This window comes from Actinoplanes subtropicus (assembly GCF_000721705.1).
GTDB lineage: Bacteria > Actinomycetota > Actinomycetes > Mycobacteriales > Micromonosporaceae > Actinoplanes > Actinoplanes subtropicus.
This window is the reverse complement of the sequence record NZ_JOJL01000016.1, coordinates 128,341-147,358: the sequence shown is the minus strand read 5'-3', so window position 1 is coordinate 147,358 and position 19,018 is coordinate 128,341. Positions and strand designations below refer to the sequence as shown.

Sequence of the window (19,018 nt, the reverse complement as noted above, 5' to 3'; positions counted from 1 at the left end):
GGAATGTTCCTTCCGAGTAATTAGCACCAATTAGGCGAAAAGTACCCCAAAAGGATCTCGCATGCGGTAGCGCGGAGATCAAGTACGCGGATGGGTGAATGTCTACCCCACCGGGTCCTCGACCAGGCGAGCGGCGAGCCGGGCGGGCAGGTCACCCGGGTCGGCCGGGCGGTACAGGTGATAGCCCTGCCCGTACGCGCAGCCCAGCCGCCGCAACGCGGTCAGCTGCGCGGCGTTCTCGATCCCCTCGGCCACCGTGCGCAGGCCGAGGATCTGCGCCAGTTCGACGATCGTGCGCACCAGCGCGAGATCCTCCCCGGTCAGCTCGGCCCGGGCGATGAACGCGCGATCGATCTTCAGCTCGTCGACCGGCAGTTCGCGCAGATACGCCAGCGACGAGTACCCCGTTCCAAAATCGTCAATGGACAGCTGTACGCCGAGGCCGCGCAGCACATGCAGCGCCGCCTTGCCCAGATCCGGCTCGCTCATCAGCACCGACTCGGTCAGCTCGAGGGTCACCGCGCTGGACGGCAGGCCGGCGATCGCCAGCGCCCGCATCACGTTGTCGGCGAACCGCGGATGCACCAGCTGATGTCCCGACACGTTGACGTTGAGCCCGAGGTCGGGGAAGTGCCGCCGCCAGCGGGCCACCTGCGCCGCGCTGGTCTCCAGCACCCACTGCCCGATGTCGACGATCAGCCCGAACTCCTCGGCGATCGGGATGAAGTCGACCGGCGAGACGAACCCCCGCGTCGGGCTGTGCCAGCGGATCAGCGCCTCCACCCCGGTCGGCGCCCCGTCCGCAAGCCGGATCAGCGGCTGGTACTGCACGCGGAACTCGCCCTCGCGCAGCGCCCGCTGCAGGTCGCCGCGAAGGCTCAGATGGTCGAGCGCCTCGGTGTGCATGTACGGCTCGTAGACCAGTACCCGGCCCGGCCCCTCCTTCTTCGCGCGGTACATCGCCACGTCCGCGTTGTCGAGCAGCGCCTCGGACCGCTCGACCGGCTCGCGGGAGGTGGCGATGCCGACGCTCGCGCCGATGAAGACCTCCCGGCCGGCGACCCGGAACGGCTCCTTGATCGAGGCGACGATCCGCCCGCCGACGACCGTGGCCGCCTCGACCGGGGAGTCGTGCAGCAGCGCCGCGAACTCGTCGCCGCCGAGCCGGGCGGTGGTGTCGCTGGCCCGTACGCAACTGCGCAGCCGCCGCGCGACCAGGGCGAGCAGCTGGTCCCCGGCCTCGTGGCCGAGGCTGTCGTTGACCGCCTTGAACCGGTCCAGGTCGATGAAGAGCACGCTGGTCGGGTCGGTCTCGGTGCCGCGCGAGGCGAGCACCCGGTTGAGGATCTTCAGGAACAGCGCGCGGTTGGGCAGCCCGGTGACCGGGTCGTGGTGCGCCTCGCGGACCGCCTCCACGGTCCGGGCGTCGGTCAGCGCCAGGCTCACCTGCTGGGCGAACGCGTCCAGGTGATCGCGCTGCTCGGCGTACTGGTCGGCGTCGCCCGGGAGCTGGGCGACCAGGCTGCCGGCCATCTCGCCGGTCACCCGGACCGGCGCGGCGATCACCGTGCCGACACCGTCCGTGCTGATCAGCGCCGAGCCGCCGGTCATCGCGGCCCGCGCCGCCGCCTCGTGCACCGGCCCGCCCTCGGTCCGGCCGCAGGTGGAGGCCACGCTCAGCCGCCTATCCGGGCCGCCCTCGGCGAGCAGCAGCGCCACCGTGGCGTCGCCGTGCAGCAGTTCGGCCGCGCCGCCGGTGACCGCGTCCAGGATCTCCGGCAGCGGCCGCCGGGCGGAGATCGCCCGCTGGATGGTGAGCAGCGACTCCACCAGCCGCTGCCGGGTCTGCGCGGTGGTCGCCTGCCGCTCCTTCTCGGCGCGCAGGTGCCGCTCGGCGGCCAGCACCCGGATGCTGCGCAGTGCCAGGCCGAGCACCTGGGCCATGCCCTGGAGCATCTGCCGCTCCTCGGCGCCGAACGCCTCGCCGTCCCGGCAGACGATCAGCGCGTCCGCGTTCTCCCCGCCGAGCGGGTTGGCGACCGCGTGCAACTCGCCCACCTGCGGCACGTCGAGCAGGGACTCGCCGGCCGCGACGGCGAGCAGGCCGGCCTCCGGGACGGTGCCGCCGAAGCCGTACGCGCCGAGCACGCGTCCCTCACGTACCACCGCTCCGGTCTCGGCCTCGACCATCTCGGTGGCCCGTTCCACGGCGCTGGCGATCGCCGTCTCCTCGTCCTCGGCGGCGTTCACCGCCGTGAAATACTCCGTGAGCAGGTGCGTCGACCAGGTCAGCATCGGCTCAGGCCAGGGCGAGGGTGACCAGGGTGAGATGGTGCAGCCCGCTCCCGCCGTCCACCCGGGCTATCTCGCCGGTGGTGTAGAAGCCGGCGAACGGGGCGTCGTTCAACGCCGTACGCATCGTGTCGATCTCCTCCTGCATGCCGCCCTCCACCAGGCCGGCCCGCCGCCCGCCGCAGTCGAAGGCGAGGACGCCGAGCGGGGCCAGCCCGTCCAGCCCGGCGATCGCCTCGGTGCACGACCAGGTGGCGCCGTCGAGCAGCGCCTGCCGGTCGGCCTCCATGAGCCAGACCAGCGCGCCCTGCGGCACGTCCGCGGCGCCCCAGACCGAGCGTTCCTCGTCGTCCCCGCCGTGGATCACCCGGATGTCCTCGCCGTTGCGCCGGGACAGCCCGAGCGGCTGCAACGCCCGGCCGCGCTCGAAGAACTCGTCGGCGGTCCCGTCGAAGTTGTTGCGGCGCAGCAGCACGTCCAGCGCCGGCTCGCCGTCGAGCAGGTAGACGTGCGGGCCCTGGCTCTTGGTCACGACCATCGGGGGCTCGGTGCGCCGCCAACCGTGCGCCATGCCGATGCCGATCGGCCCGTCCGAGCCGAGCGCGAGCCCGACCACCGACCCGGTGCGCACCTCGTCGTCGCAGAACTGGAAGGTCCGCTCGAAGTGCCGGTCGTCCGCGGCGAATCCGCCGACCATCGGCCAGGCCGCGCCGATCGTCGAGTACGCGCCCCGCACGATCTCGTTCGGCCGGCCGGACATCCCGTCGCAGAACAGGATCAGCACCCGGTTCGGGTCGTGCAGCCCGCGCAGCGCCTCGGCCACCTGCGCCCCGGCCGCGCGTGGCTCGTGCGGGTCGATCGCCGCCGCCCGGACGTGCACGGTGAAGCCGTCCCCGCCCAGTGCGGCCACCGCCAGCCCGCCGACGGTCATCCCGGCGTTGCCCAGCTCGCCCATGGTGGTGCCGCCCACGATGCTCGCGTGCGGGCCGGCCTCCGCCCGTACGGCCGCAAGCAGTTCCGGCAGGTCATACGCCACCGAGCAGAAGACGAAGACGGCCTTCGCCGACCGGCCGCCGATCGCCTCCGCGGCGGCCTCGGCACCGGCCTTCGCCGCGTCGGCGGCACTGCTCTGCCCGGCGCCGAACCAGCGGTGCGGGTTGGTCTGCATGATCCTCTGATCGGCACGGTTTGTCGGTTGCTGAGTGGTTGCGTCCGGGGTGCCGTCGGTTGTCTCCGGCGGGCCTGACAGGCTAAGACCTTGTGACTGCCTCTGAAGACCTCGCGCGGCGCGTCCGCGACGTGAGCCGCCTGACCGGCGAGTTCGTCCTGCGATCGGGCCGGACCGCCACGGAGTATTTCGACAAGTACCAGTTCGAGGCCGACCCCGAGCTGCTCGACCAGCTGGCCGAGCGGATGGCCGTGCTGATCCCGGAGGGCACCGAAGTGCTGGCCGGCCTCGAGATGGGCGGGATCGCCGTGGTGACCGCGCTGGCCCGGCACGCCAAGCTGCCCACCGCGTTCGTCCGCAAGCAGGCCAAGCAGTACGGCACGGCCCGGCTGGCCGAGGGCGCCGAGGTGGCCGGCCGGCGGGTGCTGGTGGTCGAGGACGTGGTGACCTCGGGCGGCCAGGTGGTCATCTCCACCGGCGAGCTGCGCAAGCTGGGCGCCCACGTCGACCACGCCCTCTGCGTGATCGACCGCCAGGAGGGTGGCGCGGCGGCACTGGCGGCCGACGGCATCACCCTGCGCGCCCTGCTGACCCGCGAAGACCTGTCCTGATTCCCGCCGCGCGGCGTCCTTGTCCGCCCTGACAAGGCGCCACGCTCGGTAGCGGCTTATTACCTTCAAGGGCGACAACCCCTTTCGCGTACGCGTGAGCACAGTCCCCGGTGCAGCGCCTCGCTGGGTGGGTGGTCACCCTCCGCGCGCGGCCGCCGGGCTGTCCCGGCCGGCAAGCCGAACCCGCCCGCCGTGCCCCCGCCGGTCGCGCCGCACCCGCTCAAGCTCCCGAACACCAACGCTGCAAGATCCGTGGCAGCCGCCGCGACACCGAAGAGTTCCCGTTCGCCTCGAACCCGTGCTCATCAAGGTCGCGAGCGGCCCGCCCGAGAGCGAAGACTTCGCGCGCGAAGCAAACAGCACGCCTTCATGATTCGCGGAGCGGGACGGCACGAGCGGGGCGGCCAGCGCGACACGGCGTGGGAGGGCCCGGTCCAGCGCGAGACGGCGATGCGACACGGCGCGGCCGAGCAGCGCGACACGACGCGGCCCGGGCAGCGCGACACGACGCGGCCCGGGCAGCGCGACACGACGCGGCCCGGGCAACGCGACACGGCACGGCCCGGGCAACGCGACACGGCACGGCCCGGGCGACGCGACACGGCACGGCCCGGGCGACGCGACACGACGCGGGCCAGGCCGGACAACGCGACACGACGCGGGCCGGGCGACGCGACGCTGGCCAGGCAACGCGACACGGCACGGCCCGGGCAACGCGACACGACGCGGGCCAGGCCGGACAACGCGACACGACGCGGGCCAGGCCGGACAACGCGACACGACGCGGGCCGGGCGACACGACGCTGGCCAGGCAACGCGACACGGCACGGCCCGGGCGACGCGACACGACGCGGGCCAGGCCGGACAACGCGACACGACGCGGGCCGGGCGACACGACGCTGGCCAGGCAACGCGACACGATGCTGGCCAGGCAACGCGACACGGCACGGCCCGGGCGACGCGACACGACGCGCCAGGCGACGCGACACGACGTCGTATCTGCGGGGTGCCCCGTATCCGAGACCGAGGACCCAGCCAGCTCAGCGCGGAGCCAGCCAGCTCAGCGCGGAGCCAGCCAGCTCAGCGCGGAGCCAGCCAGCTCAGCGCGGAGCCAGCCAGCTCAGCTCAGCGGGACTCGGCGGCGAGCAGTTCGGCGATCTGGACCGTGTTGAGCGCCGCGCCCTTGCGCATGTTGTCGCCGGTGATGAAGAGGTCGAGGGCTCTCGGGTCGTCCATCGCCCGGCGGATGCGGCCCACCCATGATGGGTCGGTGCCGACCGCGTCGATCGGCATCGGGAACTCGCCCGACTCCGGGTCGTCGACCAGGATCACGCCCGGCGCATTGCGCAGGACCTGCCGGGCGCCGTCGGCGTCGACCTCCGACCCGAAGACCGCGTGCACAGCGATCGAGTGCCCGGTCACCACCGGCACCCGGACGCAGGTGGCGGAGACCTTCAGGGCCGCGATGCCGAGGATCTTGCGGGACTCGTTGCGCAGCTTGAGCTCCTCGGACGACCACCCGAGCGGGGCGATCTCGCCCGACCAGGGCACCACGTTGAGCGCCAGCGGCGCAGTGAACGGCCCGAGGTCGTCGCCGATCGCCTGGCGCACGTTGCCCGGGCGGGAGCCGAGCAGCCGATCGCCGGCCACCTTGCTGAGCTGGTCGTGCAGGGTGTCGACGCCGATCTGACCGGCCCCGGACGCCGCCTGGTACGACGCCAGCACCAGCTCGCGCAGGCCGTACTCGCGGTGCAGCGGCGCGATCGCCATGATCATCGCCATCACCGTGCAGTTGGCGTTGGCGACTATGCCGCGCGGGCGCTCGCGCATCGCCTCCTGGTTGACCTCGGGGACCACCAGCGGCACGTCCGGCTCCATCCGGAAGGCCGCCGAATTGTCCACCACGGTCACCCCGCGGGCGGTGGCGACCGGCGCCCACTCCCGCGAGACGGCGTCGGGCAGGTCGAACAGCGCGATGTCGACGCCGTCGAACGCTTCGGGCGTCAGCTCGCGCACGGTCAGCTGCTCACCGCGGCAGGAGAGCTGTTTGCCGTCCGAGCGGGCGCTGGCCAGCAGCCTGATCTCCCCCCAGACGTTGCGCCGGGAGGAGAGCAGCTCGAGCATGACTGTCCCGACGGAGCCGGTGGCCCCGACGACGGCGAGCGTGGGCTGCGCCATGGGACGGCCTACCGGCCGGTCCCGCCGTACACCACCGCCTGCTCGCCACCACCCAGCTCGAACTGGTCGTGCACGGCGCGGACGGCGGTGTCGAGGTCGGTGTCCCGGCAGACCACCGAGACCCGGATCTCCGACGTGGAGATCATCTCGATGTTGACGCCGGCCTCGCCGATGCAGGCGAAGAACGAGGCGGCGACGCCCGGGTGCGACCGCATGCCGGCGCCGATCAGCGAGACCTTGCCGACGTGGTCGTCGAAGAGCAGGCTCTTGAACTTGATCTGCTCTTTGATCTTGTCGAGGGCCGTCATCGCGGTCGGGCCGTCGGCTTTGGGCAGCGTGAACGAGATGTCGGTGCGGCCGGTGCCCTCGGTGGAGACGTTCTGCACGATCATGTCGATGTTGATCTCGGACTGGGCCACCGTGTTGAAGATGTGGCCGGCCGCGCCCGGCTCGTCGGGCACGCCGACGATCGTGATCTTGGCCTCGCTGCGCTCGTGCGCGACCCCGGTGATCAGTGCTTGCTCCACGTCAGGGTCCTCCATAGATCCGGTGACGAGCGTGCCTTCTTTGTGCGAGTACGAAGAGCGTACGTGGATCGGCACCTTGAAGCGGCGCGCGTACTCCACGCATCGCAACATCAGCACCTTCGCCCCGCCGGCGGCGAGCTCGAGCATCTCCTCGTACGTGATCTTCTTGATGTGCTTGGCGTCCGGCACGATCCGCGGGTCGGCGGTGAAGACGCCGTCCACATCCGTGTAGATCTCGCAGACGTCGGCGTGCAGCGCGGCCGCGAGGGCCACCGCCGTGGTGTCCGAGCCGCCGCGGCCCAGCGTGGTGATGTCCTTGGTGTCCTGCGAGACGCCCTGGAAGCCGGCCACGATCGCGATCGCGCCCTCGTCCAGCGCCGAGCGCAGGCGGCCGGGGGTGACGTCGATGATCCGGGCCTTGCCGTGCGTCGAGGTGGTGAGCACGCCGGCCTGCGAGCCGGTGTACGACCGGGCCTCGTACCCCAGGTTGTGGATCGCCATCGCGAGCAGCGCCATCGAGATGCGCTCGCCGGCGGTGAGCAGCATGTCCAGCTCACGGCCCGGCGGCAGCGGGCTCACCTGGTTGGCCAGGTCGAGCAGCTCGTCGGTGGTGTCGCCCATCGCGGACACCACGACGACCACGTCGTCGCCGGCCTTGCGGGCGGCCACGATGCGCTCCGCCACCCGCTTGATGCGCTCGGCGGTCGCGACGGACGAACCACCGTATTTCTGCACCACCAGTGCCACGGGTAACCATTCCTTCGGCGCTACAACGACAAATCCCAACTACCCTAGCCGCGACCCACGTCGGGGCCGACAGGCGATCCCAAAATCCGGCCGGGGGACGCGACACGCCAGGGCGGAGAACGACCGGTTCGGGCCGCGGAGGCGAGAATGTCTCGGTGCGCCCACGCCTGAGGACCCGGTTCGCGCCGGCCGCCGCGCTGCTCGCGCTGGCGGTCACGGCGGGCTGCGGCGGCGCGCCCGATCCGCAGCCCACCCCGACGCCCTCGGCCGGCGGCGACGACACCCCGGACTCGCGCTCCGACCTGATCGCGCGGGCCACGCTGGCGCAGGACAAGGCGTACGCGGCGCTCTACACGCTGACCGAGAGCGGCAACGGGCGGCAGCACAACGTGGTGGCCACCATCGGCGCCGACGGCACCTGGCGGGTCGACGTCAGCCACGCGATGCTGGGCGAGACGGCCGACGTCTCGATCGTCTCGACCGCCGCCGGCGTCTTCCAGTGCACCGTCTCGGCCCCTTCGTGCGTACGCGTGGCGGACCCCGGCAAGAAGGTGCCGAAGGACTACTCGCCGCAGGTCGAGCGGCTGTTCCGGCAGTGGCTGCCGGTCTTCACCGATCGCCAGTCGGCGCTCGCGGTGACCGAGGTGGACCCGATCGACGGCGCCCAGGGCACCTGCTTCTCGATCGACTCGATCGCCGCCTCGATCAAGGCGCCGGTCGACATCGGCATCTACTGCTACGCCCAGGACGGCGTGCTGACCGCGGCCCGGGTCGACTTCGGTCAGCTCAAGCTGGTCAACCAGGTCGCCGGGCCGGCCACCGTGCCGCTGCCCGGCCCGGTCGGGCCCGGCCCGGCGATGACCACGGACAGCGCGCCGGCCGTGGTCCCGTCGCCGGGCGACTCGACTCCCGTCGAACCGACCGGGGGAGCCTCACCCGCCTGACTCCGGTATCCCACGATCCGGGCGTAGAGTTAGGCGCGTCCGAGTTGATCACGTAGGGTGATTCCGACATGTGGCACGCACTCCTCCTTCGCTGCCGCGACGAGGCCCCATCCCAGGCCGGCACCTCGTCGCGGAGTTTCTGCGTTCTCTGAGATCGCGGCGCCGCCTCCTCGCCTCGCCTTCCTCTGGAGCAGCCACATGTCCACCGTCAACAACCCCTTCGCCACGCAGCGCCCGAGCGCGATGCCGTTCGAGCGATACACGCCGTACGGCAAGCAATTCGTCGTTGATCTGCCCGACCGCCAGTGGCCCACCCGGCATGTCGAGGTAGCCCCGCGCTGGTGCGCGGTCGACCTGCGGGACGGCAACCAGGCCCTGATCGACCCGATGTCCCCCGAGCGCAAGCGGCGCATGTTCATGCTGCTGGTCCAGATGGGGTACAAGGAGATCGAGGTCGGCTTCCCGGCCGCCTCGCAGACCGACTACGACTTCATCCGACAGCTGATCGAGCAGGACCTGATTCCCGACGACGTCACCGTCCAGGTGCTGACGCAGTGCCGGGAGCACTTGATCGAGCGCACCTTCGAGTCGCTGCGCGGCGCCAAGCGGGCGATCGTGCACTTCTACAACTCGACCTCGGTGCTGCAGCGCCGGGTGGTCTTCGGCCTGGACAAGGACGGCATCACCGACATCGCCACCAGCGGCGCCCGGTTCTGCCAGAAGTACGCGGAGATCCACACCCCGGACACCGAGATCTTCTACGAGTACTCCCCCGAGTCGTACACCGGCACCGAGCTGGAGTACGCGCTGGAGGTCTGCTCGGCGGTGATCGACGTGATCGACCCGACCCCGACCCGGCCGCTGATCATCAACCTGCCGGCCACGGTCGAGATGGCCACCCCCAACGTGTACGCGGACTCCATCGAGTGGATGCACCGCCACCTGCCCCGCCGCGATTCGGTGGTGCTGTCGCTGCACCCGCACAACGACCGCGGCACCGGCGTGGCCGCCGCCGAGCTGGGCCTGCTGGCCGGCGCCGACCGCATCGAGGGCTGCCTGTTCGGCAACGGCGAGCGCACCGGCAACGTCGACCTGGTCACCCTGGGGCTGAACATGTTCTCCCAGGGCATCGACCCGATGATCAATTTTGCCCAGATCGACGAGATCAAGCGGACCGTCGAGTACTGCAACCAGCTGCCGGTGCACGAGCGGCACCCGTACGTGGGCGATCTGGTCTACACCTCGTTCTCCGGCTCGCACCAGGACGCGATCAACAAGGGCTTCGCCTGGCTGAAGGCCGATGCGGACGAGGCCGGCGTCGAGGTGGACAAGTTCACCTGGGGCGTGCCCTACCTGCCGATCGACCCGAAGGACGTGGGCCGCAGCTACGAGGCGGTCATCCGGGTCAACTCGCAGTCCGGCAAGGGCGGCGTGGCGTACATCATGAAGGAGGAGCACAACCTCGACCTGCCGCGACGGCTGCAGATCGAGTTCTCCGGCGTGGTGCAGCACCACACCGACGAGGAGGGCGGCGAGGTCTCCCCGCAGCAGATGTGGGACATCTTCGCGGCCGAGTACCTGATCGACCACCAGCTCTCCACCGCGTTCAAGATCGAGGGCTACAGCACGGCCACGGTGGACGGCAAGGTCGAGATCGACGTCGAGGTCTTCCACCGCGGCGTCCGCCGTCCGCTGGTCGGCCTGGGCAACGGCCCGATCGACGCGTTCGTGCAGGCCGTCCAGCCGCTGGGCATCCAGGCCCGGGTCCTGGACTACAACGAGCACGCGCTCACCGCCGGCGGCGACGCGCAAGCCGCGGCGTACGTGGAGGTCGAGGTCGGCGACAAGGTGGTCTGGGGTGTGGGCATCGACGCCAACATCGTGAGCGCCTCGATCAAGGCCGTGACCAGCGCGATGAACCGCGCCCGCTGACCGATCGGTCCCCGCGCGCCGCCCCGGTGCGGCGCGCGGGATGATCCACTCACGGGCGACCGACCCGGGCACAACGGGCACGCCGCACTTACGCTGGAGCCGTGCCCCTTCGTACTCGTCAATGGACACTGCTCCTCGTCGCCGCCGCGGTCAGCCTGACCACCGCCTGTGACAACACCTCGATCATCGATTACGGCCCGTCCACGGCGGCCGTCGCGCCCGGCACGGCCGGCGCCCAGCTCGCCAAGCTGACCGTGGCCGCGCCCGGCTCGATGAAGGGCTACAGCCGGGAGAAGTTCCCGCATTGGCGCAGCACCGGCAGCAACTGCGACGTCCGCGACTCGGTGCTGAAGCGGGACGGCACCAAGGTCAAGCTGTCCGGCTGCAACGTGGTGGCCGGCACCTGGAAGAGCATCTACGACGGCAAGACGCTGACCGCGCCGAGCCAGGTGGATATCGACCACCTGGTGCCGCTGGCCAACGCGTGGCGCTCGGGCGCGTCGGCGTGGACCACCGCCCAGCGCGAGGACTTCGCCAACGACCTGGACGATCCGCAGCTGGTCGCGGTGTCCGCGTCGGCCAACCGCTCGAAGGGCGACCAGGACCCGTCCACCTGGAAACCGGCGGACCCCGCCAGCTGGTGTACGTATGCGGAAGACTGGGTAGCCGTGAAGACCCACTGGAAACTCACGGTCACCACGGCCGAGAAATCCGCACTCGCCGACATGCTGGGGAAATGCTGATGTCCACGGATCTGACCACCGACATCGTCGCCGGTCCGGGCGGCGTGATGACCGATGAGGTCGGCGTCGTCACGGGCGACCTGACGCTGCACACCGAGGTCGCCGGCGATGCCGCGACCGTCCGCGTGCAGTACAAGGAGGCCGACGAGTGGTACACGGTCACCGGCGGCAAGGCGAAGCTGAAGGATCCGGCCGACGCCGCAGCCGTTCACCAGGTCGCGGTGGGCATCCTCAATCGCCCCGAGGGCTGAGCGGGCGCGGCCGCTCCGGCGGCCACGCCCCTCGATAGCTCAGACCGGCGTCGCCGCCGGCTTGCGGCCGGCCACGACCTCGTCGTCGACCACCGGGAAGTGGCAGGCGGTGAGGTGCGTCTGCGGGTCCTGCAGCCGCGTGATCAGCGGCGGCTCCTCCGTCGCGCAGATGTCCTGCGCCTTCCAGCAGCGGGTGCGGAAGCGGCAGCCGGACGGCGGGTTGATCGGGCTGGGCACGTCGCCGGTGAGCAGCACGCGCTCGCGCTGCGCGCGATCACGCCGGGCCGGGTCGGGCACCGGGACCGCCGACATCAGGGCGACCGTGTACGGGTGGCGCGGGTTCTTGTAGAGGTCGTCCCGATCGGCGAGCTCCACCACCTTGCCGAGGTACATGACCGCGACCCGGTTCGAGATGTGCCGGACCACCGACAGGTCGTGCGCGATGAAGACGTACGTGAGGTCGAATTCGCTCTGCAGGTCGTCCAGCAGGTTCACCACCTGCGCCTGGATCGACACGTCGAGCGCCGACACCGGCTCGTCCGCAATGATCATCTTGGGCCGCAGGGCGAGCGCGCGGGCGATGCCGATGCGCTGGCGCTGGCCGCCGGAGAACTCGTGCGGGTACCGGTTGTAGTGCTCGGGGTTGAGCCCGACCAGCTCGAGCAGTTCCTGCACGGCCTTCTTCAGGCCCTGCGGGGTGGGGATGTTCTGGATCTGCAGGGGCGCCGAGATGATCGAGCCGACCGTGTGCCGCGGGTTCAGCGACGAGTACGGGTCCTGGAAGATCATCTGGACGTCGCGGCGCAGCGGCCGCATCTGGCCCATGGACTTGTGCGAGATGTCCTGACCCTCAAAGATGATCTTGCCGCCGGTCGGCTCGAGGATCCGGCTGAACAGCCGGCCCGTGGTCGACTTGCCGCAGCCGGACTCGCCGACCAGGCCGAGCGTCTCGCCGGCGCGGACCTGAAGGTCGACGCCGTCGACCGCGCGCACGTGTCCGACCGTACGCTTGAACAGACCCCTCGTGATCGGGAAGTGCTTCTCCAGCCCCGACACCTCGAGCAGGTTCTCGCTCATCTTCATCAACTCCGCTCAGAGGTTCGGTAGCACTTCCTGCTGGAAGATCTTGGTGCGATCCTCCGCGGGAAGGTGGCAGGCGACCAGGTGGCCGGCTCCGGTACCGGGGCCGCCGTCGCGCAGCACCGGCACCTCGGTGAAGGACCGCCTGCCGTTGCGCCCGGCGTACGGGCAGCGCGGGTTGAAGGCGCAGCCGTCAGGCAGGTTGATCAGGCTGGGCGGGGTGCCCTTGACCGGGGTGAGCCGGTCGCGCACGTCCCGGTCGAGGCGGGGCATCGAACCGAGCAGACCCCAGGTGTACGGGTGCTGCGGCGTCCGGAAGACGTCCAGCGCCGAGCCCTTCTCGATGACCTTGCCGCCGTACATGACCAGCACGTCGTCGGCGAGTTCGGCCACCACACCCAGGTCGTGGGTGATCATGATGACCGCCGAGCCGAACTCCTCCTGCAGGTCGCGGATCAGGTCGAGGATCTGCGCCTGCACCGTCACGTCCAGCGCGGTGGTCGGCTCGTCCGCGATCAGCAGCGCCGGGTCGTTGACCAGCGCCATCGCGATCATCGCGCGCTGCCGCATGCCGCCGGAGAACTGGTGGGCGTAGTCGTTGAACCGGCGCTCCGGCTGCGGGATGCCGACCCGGGCGAGCATGTCGATGGCCCGCTCCCGGGCCACCTTCTTGCTCACGCCGGGGTGGTGGACCGAGTACGCCTCGACGATCTGCGACCCGACCGTGAAGTACGGGTGCATGGCGCTCAGCGGGTCCTGGAAGATCATGGCCATCTTGCCGCCGCGCAGCTTGCGTACCTGCTCGTCGGTGGCGGTGACCAGTTCCTGGTCGTCCAGCCAGATCTCGCCGGTGACCTTGGCGTTGCTGCGGGTGCGGTGCAGGCCGAGCACCGCCAGCGAGGTGACGCTCTTGCCGGAGCCGGACTCGCCGACGATGCCGAGCGTCTTGCCCTTCTCCAGCGAGAAGGTCGAGCCGGTGACCGCCTGAACGATGCCGTCATCCGTCTCGAAACGGACATTTAGGTCTTTGACTTCGAAGAACGGACGTTGAATTGAAGCGCCAATGGACGCCGAGCTGATGGACATTTGGGACGCTCCTCAGCCCAACCGCACGCGCGGGTCGATGACGCCGTACAAGAGGTCGACGATCAGATTCATGATGACGATGAAGCCCGCGGCGAACAGCGTCACACCGAGGATGATCGGCAGGTCGCTGCTGCGGATGCTGTTGAGCGCGAAGTAGCCCAGGCCGCGCAGGTTGTAGACCGCCTCGGTGAGGATGGCGCCGCCGAGCAGCGCGCCGAGGTCCAGGCCGAAGACGGTGACGAGGGGGGTCAGGCCGGAACGCAGACCGTGCTTGCCGATCACGGTGCGCTCGCGCAGGCCCTTGGCCCGGGCGGTCCGGATGTAGTCCTCGCCCAGGGTCTCCAGCATGTTGGCCCGGGTGAGCCGGGCGTACGTCGCGGCGAACAGGAAGGCGAGGGTGATCCAGGGCAGCAGCAGGCCGGTGAACCATTGCCAGGGATTGTCGAAGAACGGCGTGTAACCCGGATTGGCGAAGCCCAGCCAGTACACGAAGATGCTCAGCGACAGCAGACCGGTGAAGTAGATCGGGAGCGAGACGCCGGCCAGAGCCACCGTCATCGCCGACCGGTCCCAGATCGAGCCGCGCCGGAGCGCGGAGACGACACCGAAGAAGACACCCATCAGCACCCACAGGACGGCGGCGCCGAGGGCGAGCGAGAAGGTGACCGGAAGGGCGTGGATCAGCAGCGGCCACACCTCCTGGCTGTTCTTGAACGAATAGCCCAGGCAGGGTGCCGAACAGTGCGTCACGTCCGCGCCGGTGACGTAGTCGCGGCCGGCCACGATTCCCTTCAGGAACTTGCCGTACTGCACGATCAGCGGGTCGTTGAAGCCGAATTTCTCGCGGATGCCCGCGAGCGCCACGGGGTCGGCCTGCTTCCCGACGTAGAGCAGCGCGGGATCGCTCCCGGTCAGCTTGGGCACCAGGAAGAAGACGCAGAAGGTCACGAAGGTGACCACGATCAGCGTCACGACGGCGTTGATCAGCCGCCGGATGATATATGCCAGCACGACTCTCGGCCGAGTGCCGGGCGGGCGCCGAATTCTCGCGAACTCGGCCCCCGCCCGGAGGGGGCGGCCTTCACCTGCCCTTCGTTCTACCCGTGGTTGCTACAACTACCGGGTACTGATTACTTGCCGTCGCTGACGCCGAGCTGCGAGAAATCAACCATGGCCAGGGCCTGGTTGAAGTACACGTTGGTCAGCCGCGGGTTGTAGTAGTTGAGCGCCTTGTCGAAGACGAACGGCAGGTAGTACGCGCCTTCCATGACGAGGTGGTTGGCGTTCGCGTAGTCCTGCGCCGCCGCGGCCGGGTCCTGCTCGCTGAGGCCCTTGGTGAACGCCGCGTTGATCGCCGGGTCGTTGATCTCCGGGAAGTTGAAGTTACCGGACTGGGCGATGAACGAGCCCATCGCGATCGGCGCGAGGTAGCCGTAACCCGTCGCGAAGTCGGCGCCCCAGCCCGCGATGATGATGCCCAGGTTCTTGGCCTTCACCGTGGCCGGCGAGCCGGCGATCGAGCCGATCAGCTTGCCGTCGTACTGGAAGATCGACGCGTTGATGCCGGCCGGCTTCAGCGCCGCCTGGAGGGCGGTCGCGGTCGCGATCTCGGCCGGCTTGTTGTTCCGGACCGCGATCGTGGTGCTGAAACCGTTGGGGTGGCCGCACTTCTGCAGTTCCTGCTTGGCCAGGTCGAGCTGCGGCTTGCCCTGGGCGCGGTTGTACGGGTCGTACTTCACGTCCGAGCCGAGGATGTTCGGCGGCAGCATGTTCGTGGCGATGTCGCCACCGGCGATCGGGCCACCGCGAGCGGTCTGCAGCGTCGTCGGGTCGGACGCGTAGATGATCGCCTTGCGGCAGTCGACGTTGTCCAGCGGAGCGACCGTCTGGGCGAGAGCCGCGTACCGGATGAAGCCGTTGTTCGGGTTGGCCGCGTTGGCCTTGAGCTTGTCGTTCGTCAGGATCTGGGTACGCGCCTGGGTCGACACACCGCTCTGGCTCGCGTCCAGGTCGGCGGTGCCGGCGATCAGCCGGGCGTCCATGTCGTCCGCGTTCGTGGTGACCGTCAGAACGATCTTGTCCGGGAGCTGCTTACGGACCGAGTCGGTGGACGGGTCCCAGTTGGGGTTCTTGACCAGCGTCGCGCCCGTGTCCGGGTTGATGCTCTCGAACTTGTACGGGCCGGAGGAGGCCGGCGCGAGCGCGTACTTCTCGCCGGTGTCCCGCTTCTGCGGCACCGGGGCGCCGATCGGCATCGTGATCTCGTACGGGAAGTTCGCGTTCGGCTTCGCCAGGTGGAAGATGATCGTCGAGTCGTCCGGCGTCTCGACGGTCTTCAGACCCATCTTGTTCGGGTCCTTGTCCTTGTACGGGCCGGGGTAGTGCTGGCCCTGGTCAAGGTCCTGGATCGCGTACAGCGGGCCGTTCGGCAGAACGTCCTGAGCGAAGGTGCGCTCGATGCCGTACTTGATGTCCTTCGAGGTGATCACGGAACCGTCGTCGAACTTGACGCCGCTCTTCAGCTTGTACGTGTAGGTCTTGCCGTCCGCGCTGATCGTCGGGGCCGCCTGGGCCAGGTCCGGAACCAGCGTCAGGCCGTCCTTGCCGGGCTTCGGCGCGTAGGTCATCAGCGTCCGGGAGTACAGCCGACTGAAGTTGATCGTCCAGGCGTAGTACGCGATCGCCGGGTCGAGCGAGTCGGGCGCCTGCGGGCTCCACAGGTTGAGCGTGCCGCCCGTCTTGTCACTCGGGTTGACGATCTGGGTCGTCGACGCGTTGAAGGTGCTGGTCGAGCCCCCGTTGGTAGTGGTGCTGCTGTTCTTGTCCGAGCCGCCACCGCATGCGGCGGTCAGCCCCAACGTGAGGGCGGCCGCACCGGCCACCATCACTTTCGTCTTTCCTGCCACCAAAACTCCTACCTCCTAGAACGGCGACCCTGCGGGGTGTCGCCGAGATTCATGCGATGAAACCGCTTCGGATCCTGCTCTTCGTCAATGCGCCTTCGGGTCCAATGCGTCGCGAAGGCCATCGCCGAACAGGTTGAAGGCCAGCACGGTGATGAAGATCATCGCGCCGGGAATGATCATGAACATGGCGTCGTAGCGGTACGTCGCGACGGCGTCCGAGAGCATGCCGCCCCAGGAGGGGTACGGCGGCGGGATACCGACGCCGAGGAAGCTCAACGCGGCCTCGGTCAGGATGTTGGTCGGGATGATCAGCGTCGTGTACACGAGGATCGGCGCCGCCAGGTTGGGCAGCATCTCGCGGAACAGGATGCGCGGCGACCGCGCGCCCAGGCTCCGCGACGCCTCGACGAACTCGCGCTCCCGCAGGGAGAGCGTCTGCCCGCGGACGATGCGCCCGATGTACGGCCAGCCGAAGAACCCGATCACGATGACCAGCACGACCACCCGGGACCAGCGTGGACCCAGCCCGAACGAGGTGGGCGGCAGCACCGAGACCAGCGCGATCGAGAAGAGCAGCTGCGGGAACGCGAGCAGGAAGTCCATGATGCGGCTGATGATCGAGTCGACCCAGCCGCCGACGAAGCCGGCGGTCATGCCGAACAGCACGCCGAGGATCGTGGATAGGAAGGCGGAGAGGAACGCGACCGTCAGCGTGGTCTGCGCGCCGTAGACGATCCGGCTGAAGATGTCCCGCCCGTTGACCGGCTCGACACCGAGGATGAACTCCTTCGAGATGCCGCCGAGACTGCCCTTCGGCAAACCGAGAGTGGGATCGATCGCGTCGTTGTGATATTCGTCGTACGGGTGCCCGAGCAGCTTGATCAGCAACGGGGCAAGGATCGCCATGACGATCAGGACGATGATGACGATGCCGCCGCCGACCGCGACCCGGTCTTTCTTGAGGCGACGCCAAGCGATCTGTTTCAGGGACCGACCGGCGATCGCAGTCTCGCCGGCATTCCGTTCCACAGCCGCGTCGTCGGTGGGCGTCGTGATCTCGTCGGAGATCGACGCCTCCGGGCCAAGCGACATCTAGCGCCGGTCCTCTCCCGGGTAACCGGGACGACGCGGGGCGCTCACAGCCGGCGGCACACCGAATTAGCGGCGGGCCGAAGGCGATGGCTCCCGCAGCGTCCGGCAACCGATCGGTTGTCTCATGCCTCGAGTGCCGACCCTCGTTGCACGGTCAGATGAGTCCGCGCCACGAAGGCACTCGACGGCGGTGGTGCCGCCATCGCAAGGAACATTCACCTAATGTGGTGCCTCGGTCAAGTTCACGGACCGCACTCGGACGGTTCCGTGTCTCCCCCGTTATCAGGCTGTGACCTAAGACACCGACCAAACGGAAACTACCTCGCCAGAAGCAACGGATCTAGCCAATCCGGACGAATTCACTAGCGCGGTGTTACAGGGAGATTACGCGACGTAGATCTAAATAGCTCGACGGCCCTCGAATGCGCGGCCGAGCGTGATCTCGTCGGCGTACTCGAGGTCCCCGCCCACCGGAAGACCACTGGCCAAACGGGTGACCTTTATACCCATCGGTTTGACCATGATCGCCAGATAAGTGGCGGTGGCCTCACCCTCGGTATTCGGATCGGTGGCCAGGATCAGCTCCTGCACCTCGCCCGTGCCCAGCCGCAGCAACAGCTCACGGATGCGCAGCTGATCCGGGCCGACGCCCTCGAGCGGATTGATCGCGCCGCCGAGGACGTGGTACCGGCCGCGGAACTCGCCGGTCCGCTCGATCGCGACGACGTCCTTCGGCTCCTCCACGACGCAGAGCACCTCGTTGGAACGCCGCGGGTCGCGGCACACCCGGCACTGTTCGGACTCGGCCACGTTGAAGCAGGTCGTGCAGAAGCGAACCAGCTCCTTCACTTTGCGCAGCGCGGTGGCGAGCCGGTTGACGTCGGCCGGATCGGCGGAGAGGACGTGGAAGGCGATCCGCTGGGCGCTCTTGGGTCCGACACCCGGGAGCCGCCCCAGCTCGTCGATCAGGTCCTGGATGGCGCCTTCGTACACGTGCTCAGAACCCGGGGATGCCGAGGCCGCCGAGACCGCCGGTGGCCGGCCCCATCTTCGCCTCGGTGAGCTCGCGCTGCGCCTCGGCCGCGTTCCGGATGGCGGCGAGCACCAGGTCTTCCAGCGACTCGACATCGTCGGGGTCGACCGCCTTGGGATCGATCCGCACCGACTTGACCTCACCGAGCCCGGTCATCACCACGGACACCAGGCCCCCGCCGGCAGTGCCGGTCACCTCGGCGGCGGCCAGCTCGGCCTGCGCCTGCGCGACCTGCTGCTGCATCTTCTGCGCCTGCTTCATGATCTGCTGCATGTTCGGCTGTCCACCGGGGCGCATGCCACCGCTCCTCACTAGAAGGTCACCACGTCCTGAGCGCCGTCGATACCCACCCGGCCGACCACGTCAATCGCCGCCCAGCGTAGTCGCCACCCGAAACAATCCCGCCACACGCCACCCACGCCGCTCCC

General features: G+C 69.4%; 15 protein-coding genes and 1 pseudogene. 5 read left to right on the top strand and 11 right to left on the bottom strand.

Annotated features, from left to right (window positions below; genetic code table 11):
- Positions 1-102 precede the first annotated feature (102 nt).
- Positions 103-2,295, bottom strand: a complete 2,193-nt coding sequence (locus IH26_RS0122375) for a putative bifunctional diguanylate cyclase/phosphodiesterase (RefSeq protein ID WP_030438184.1) — start codon at positions 2,293-2,295, stop codon at positions 103-105.
- Positions 2,296-2,299: 4 nt separating this feature from the next.
- Positions 2,300-3,460, bottom strand: a complete 1,161-nt coding sequence (locus IH26_RS0122370) for an FIST signal transduction protein (RefSeq protein WP_030438183.1) — start codon at positions 3,458-3,460, stop codon at positions 2,300-2,302.
- A gap of 92 nt (positions 3,461-3,552) precedes the next feature.
- On the opposite strand from IH26_RS0122370, the gene pyrE reads away from it, so the two are divergent.
- Positions 3,553-4,071 (top strand): orotate phosphoribosyltransferase, encoded by a 519-nt coding sequence (gene pyrE, locus IH26_RS0122365; protein WP_030438182.1) that lies wholly within the window; start codon positions 3,553-3,555, stop codon positions 4,069-4,071.
- A gap of 1,125 nt (positions 4,072-5,196) precedes the next feature.
- Here pyrE and IH26_RS0122360 read toward each other — a convergent pair.
- Both IH26_RS0122360 and IH26_RS0122355 read right to left on the bottom strand, forming a co-directional pair.
- The gene (locus IH26_RS0122360) at positions 5,197-6,249 is read right to left on the bottom strand and encodes an aspartate-semialdehyde dehydrogenase (RefSeq protein ID WP_030438181.1); all 1,053 of its coding nucleotides are present in this window, start codon (positions 6,247-6,249) and stop codon (positions 5,197-5,199) included.
- Between the two features lie 8 nt (positions 6,250-6,257).
- Entirely contained in the window at positions 6,258-7,523 is a 1,266-nt protein-coding gene (locus IH26_RS0122355; RefSeq protein ID WP_030438180.1) for an aspartate kinase, read from the bottom strand.
- A 155-nt stretch (positions 7,524-7,678) separates the two neighbouring features.
- Here IH26_RS0122355 and IH26_RS0122350 point away from each other — a divergent pair, with 155 nt between their 5' ends.
- From IH26_RS0122350 to IH26_RS0122335, 4 genes and pseudogenes are all read left to right on the top strand, one after another.
- On the top strand, positions 7,679-8,467 hold the full coding sequence (locus tag IH26_RS0122350; RefSeq protein WP_245665395.1) for a hypothetical protein: 789 nt from the start codon (positions 7,679-7,681) through the stop codon (positions 8,465-8,467).
- A gap of 198 nt (positions 8,468-8,665) precedes the next feature.
- The gene (gene leuA, locus IH26_RS0122345; protein ID WP_030438178.1) at positions 8,666-10,399 is read left to right on the top strand and encodes a 2-isopropylmalate synthase; all 1,734 of its coding nucleotides are present in this window, start codon (positions 8,666-8,668) and stop codon (positions 10,397-10,399) included.
- Between the two features lie 101 nt (positions 10,400-10,500).
- Positions 10,501-11,142, top strand: coding sequence for an HNH endonuclease family protein (locus IH26_RS0122340; RefSeq protein WP_030438177.1), 642 nt, complete (start codon positions 10,501-10,503; stop codon positions 11,140-11,142).
- Positions 11,143-11,156: 14 nt separating this feature from the next.
- Positions 11,157-11,393, top strand: a pseudogene (locus IH26_RS0122335) (hypothetical protein); the annotation flags it as partial.
- 39 nt (positions 11,394-11,432) lie between these two features.
- Here the strand turns inward: IH26_RS0122335 and IH26_RS0122330 are convergent.
- The 7 genes from IH26_RS0122330 to IH26_RS0122300 all read right to left on the bottom strand — a co-directional run bounded on the left by IH26_RS0122330 (position 11,433) and on the right by IH26_RS0122300 (position 18,863).
- Complete coding sequence (locus IH26_RS0122330) at positions 11,433-12,470, bottom strand: ABC transporter ATP-binding protein (RefSeq protein WP_030438175.1); 1,038 nt, start codon at positions 12,468-12,470, stop codon at positions 11,433-11,435.
- 15 nt (positions 12,471-12,485) lie between these two features.
- Entirely contained in the window at positions 12,486-13,559 is a 1,074-nt protein-coding gene (locus tag IH26_RS0122325; RefSeq protein WP_030438174.1) for an ABC transporter ATP-binding protein, read from the bottom strand.
- Between the two features lie 12 nt (positions 13,560-13,571).
- Positions 13,572-14,570 (bottom strand): ABC transporter permease, encoded by a 999-nt coding sequence (locus IH26_RS0122320; RefSeq protein WP_030438173.1) that lies wholly within the window; start codon positions 14,568-14,570, stop codon positions 13,572-13,574.
- A gap of 119 nt (positions 14,571-14,689) precedes the next feature.
- Positions 14,690-16,465, bottom strand: coding sequence for an ABC transporter substrate-binding protein (locus IH26_RS0122315; RefSeq protein WP_245665394.1), 1,776 nt, complete (start codon positions 16,463-16,465; stop codon positions 14,690-14,692).
- Positions 16,466-16,549: 84 nt separating this feature from the next.
- Positions 16,550-17,557, bottom strand: a complete 1,008-nt coding sequence (locus IH26_RS0122310; RefSeq protein WP_030438171.1) for an ABC transporter permease — start codon at positions 17,555-17,557, stop codon at positions 16,550-16,552.
- A 399-nt stretch (positions 17,558-17,956) separates the two neighbouring features.
- Complete coding sequence (gene recR / locus IH26_RS0122305) at positions 17,957-18,550, bottom strand: recombination mediator RecR (protein WP_030438170.1); 594 nt, start codon at positions 18,548-18,550, stop codon at positions 17,957-17,959.
- Positions 18,551-18,554: 4 nt separating this feature from the next.
- Entirely contained in the window at positions 18,555-18,863 is a 309-nt protein-coding gene (locus tag IH26_RS0122300) for a YbaB/EbfC family nucleoid-associated protein (RefSeq protein WP_030438169.1), read from the bottom strand.
- Positions 18,864-19,018 lie beyond the last annotated feature (155 nt).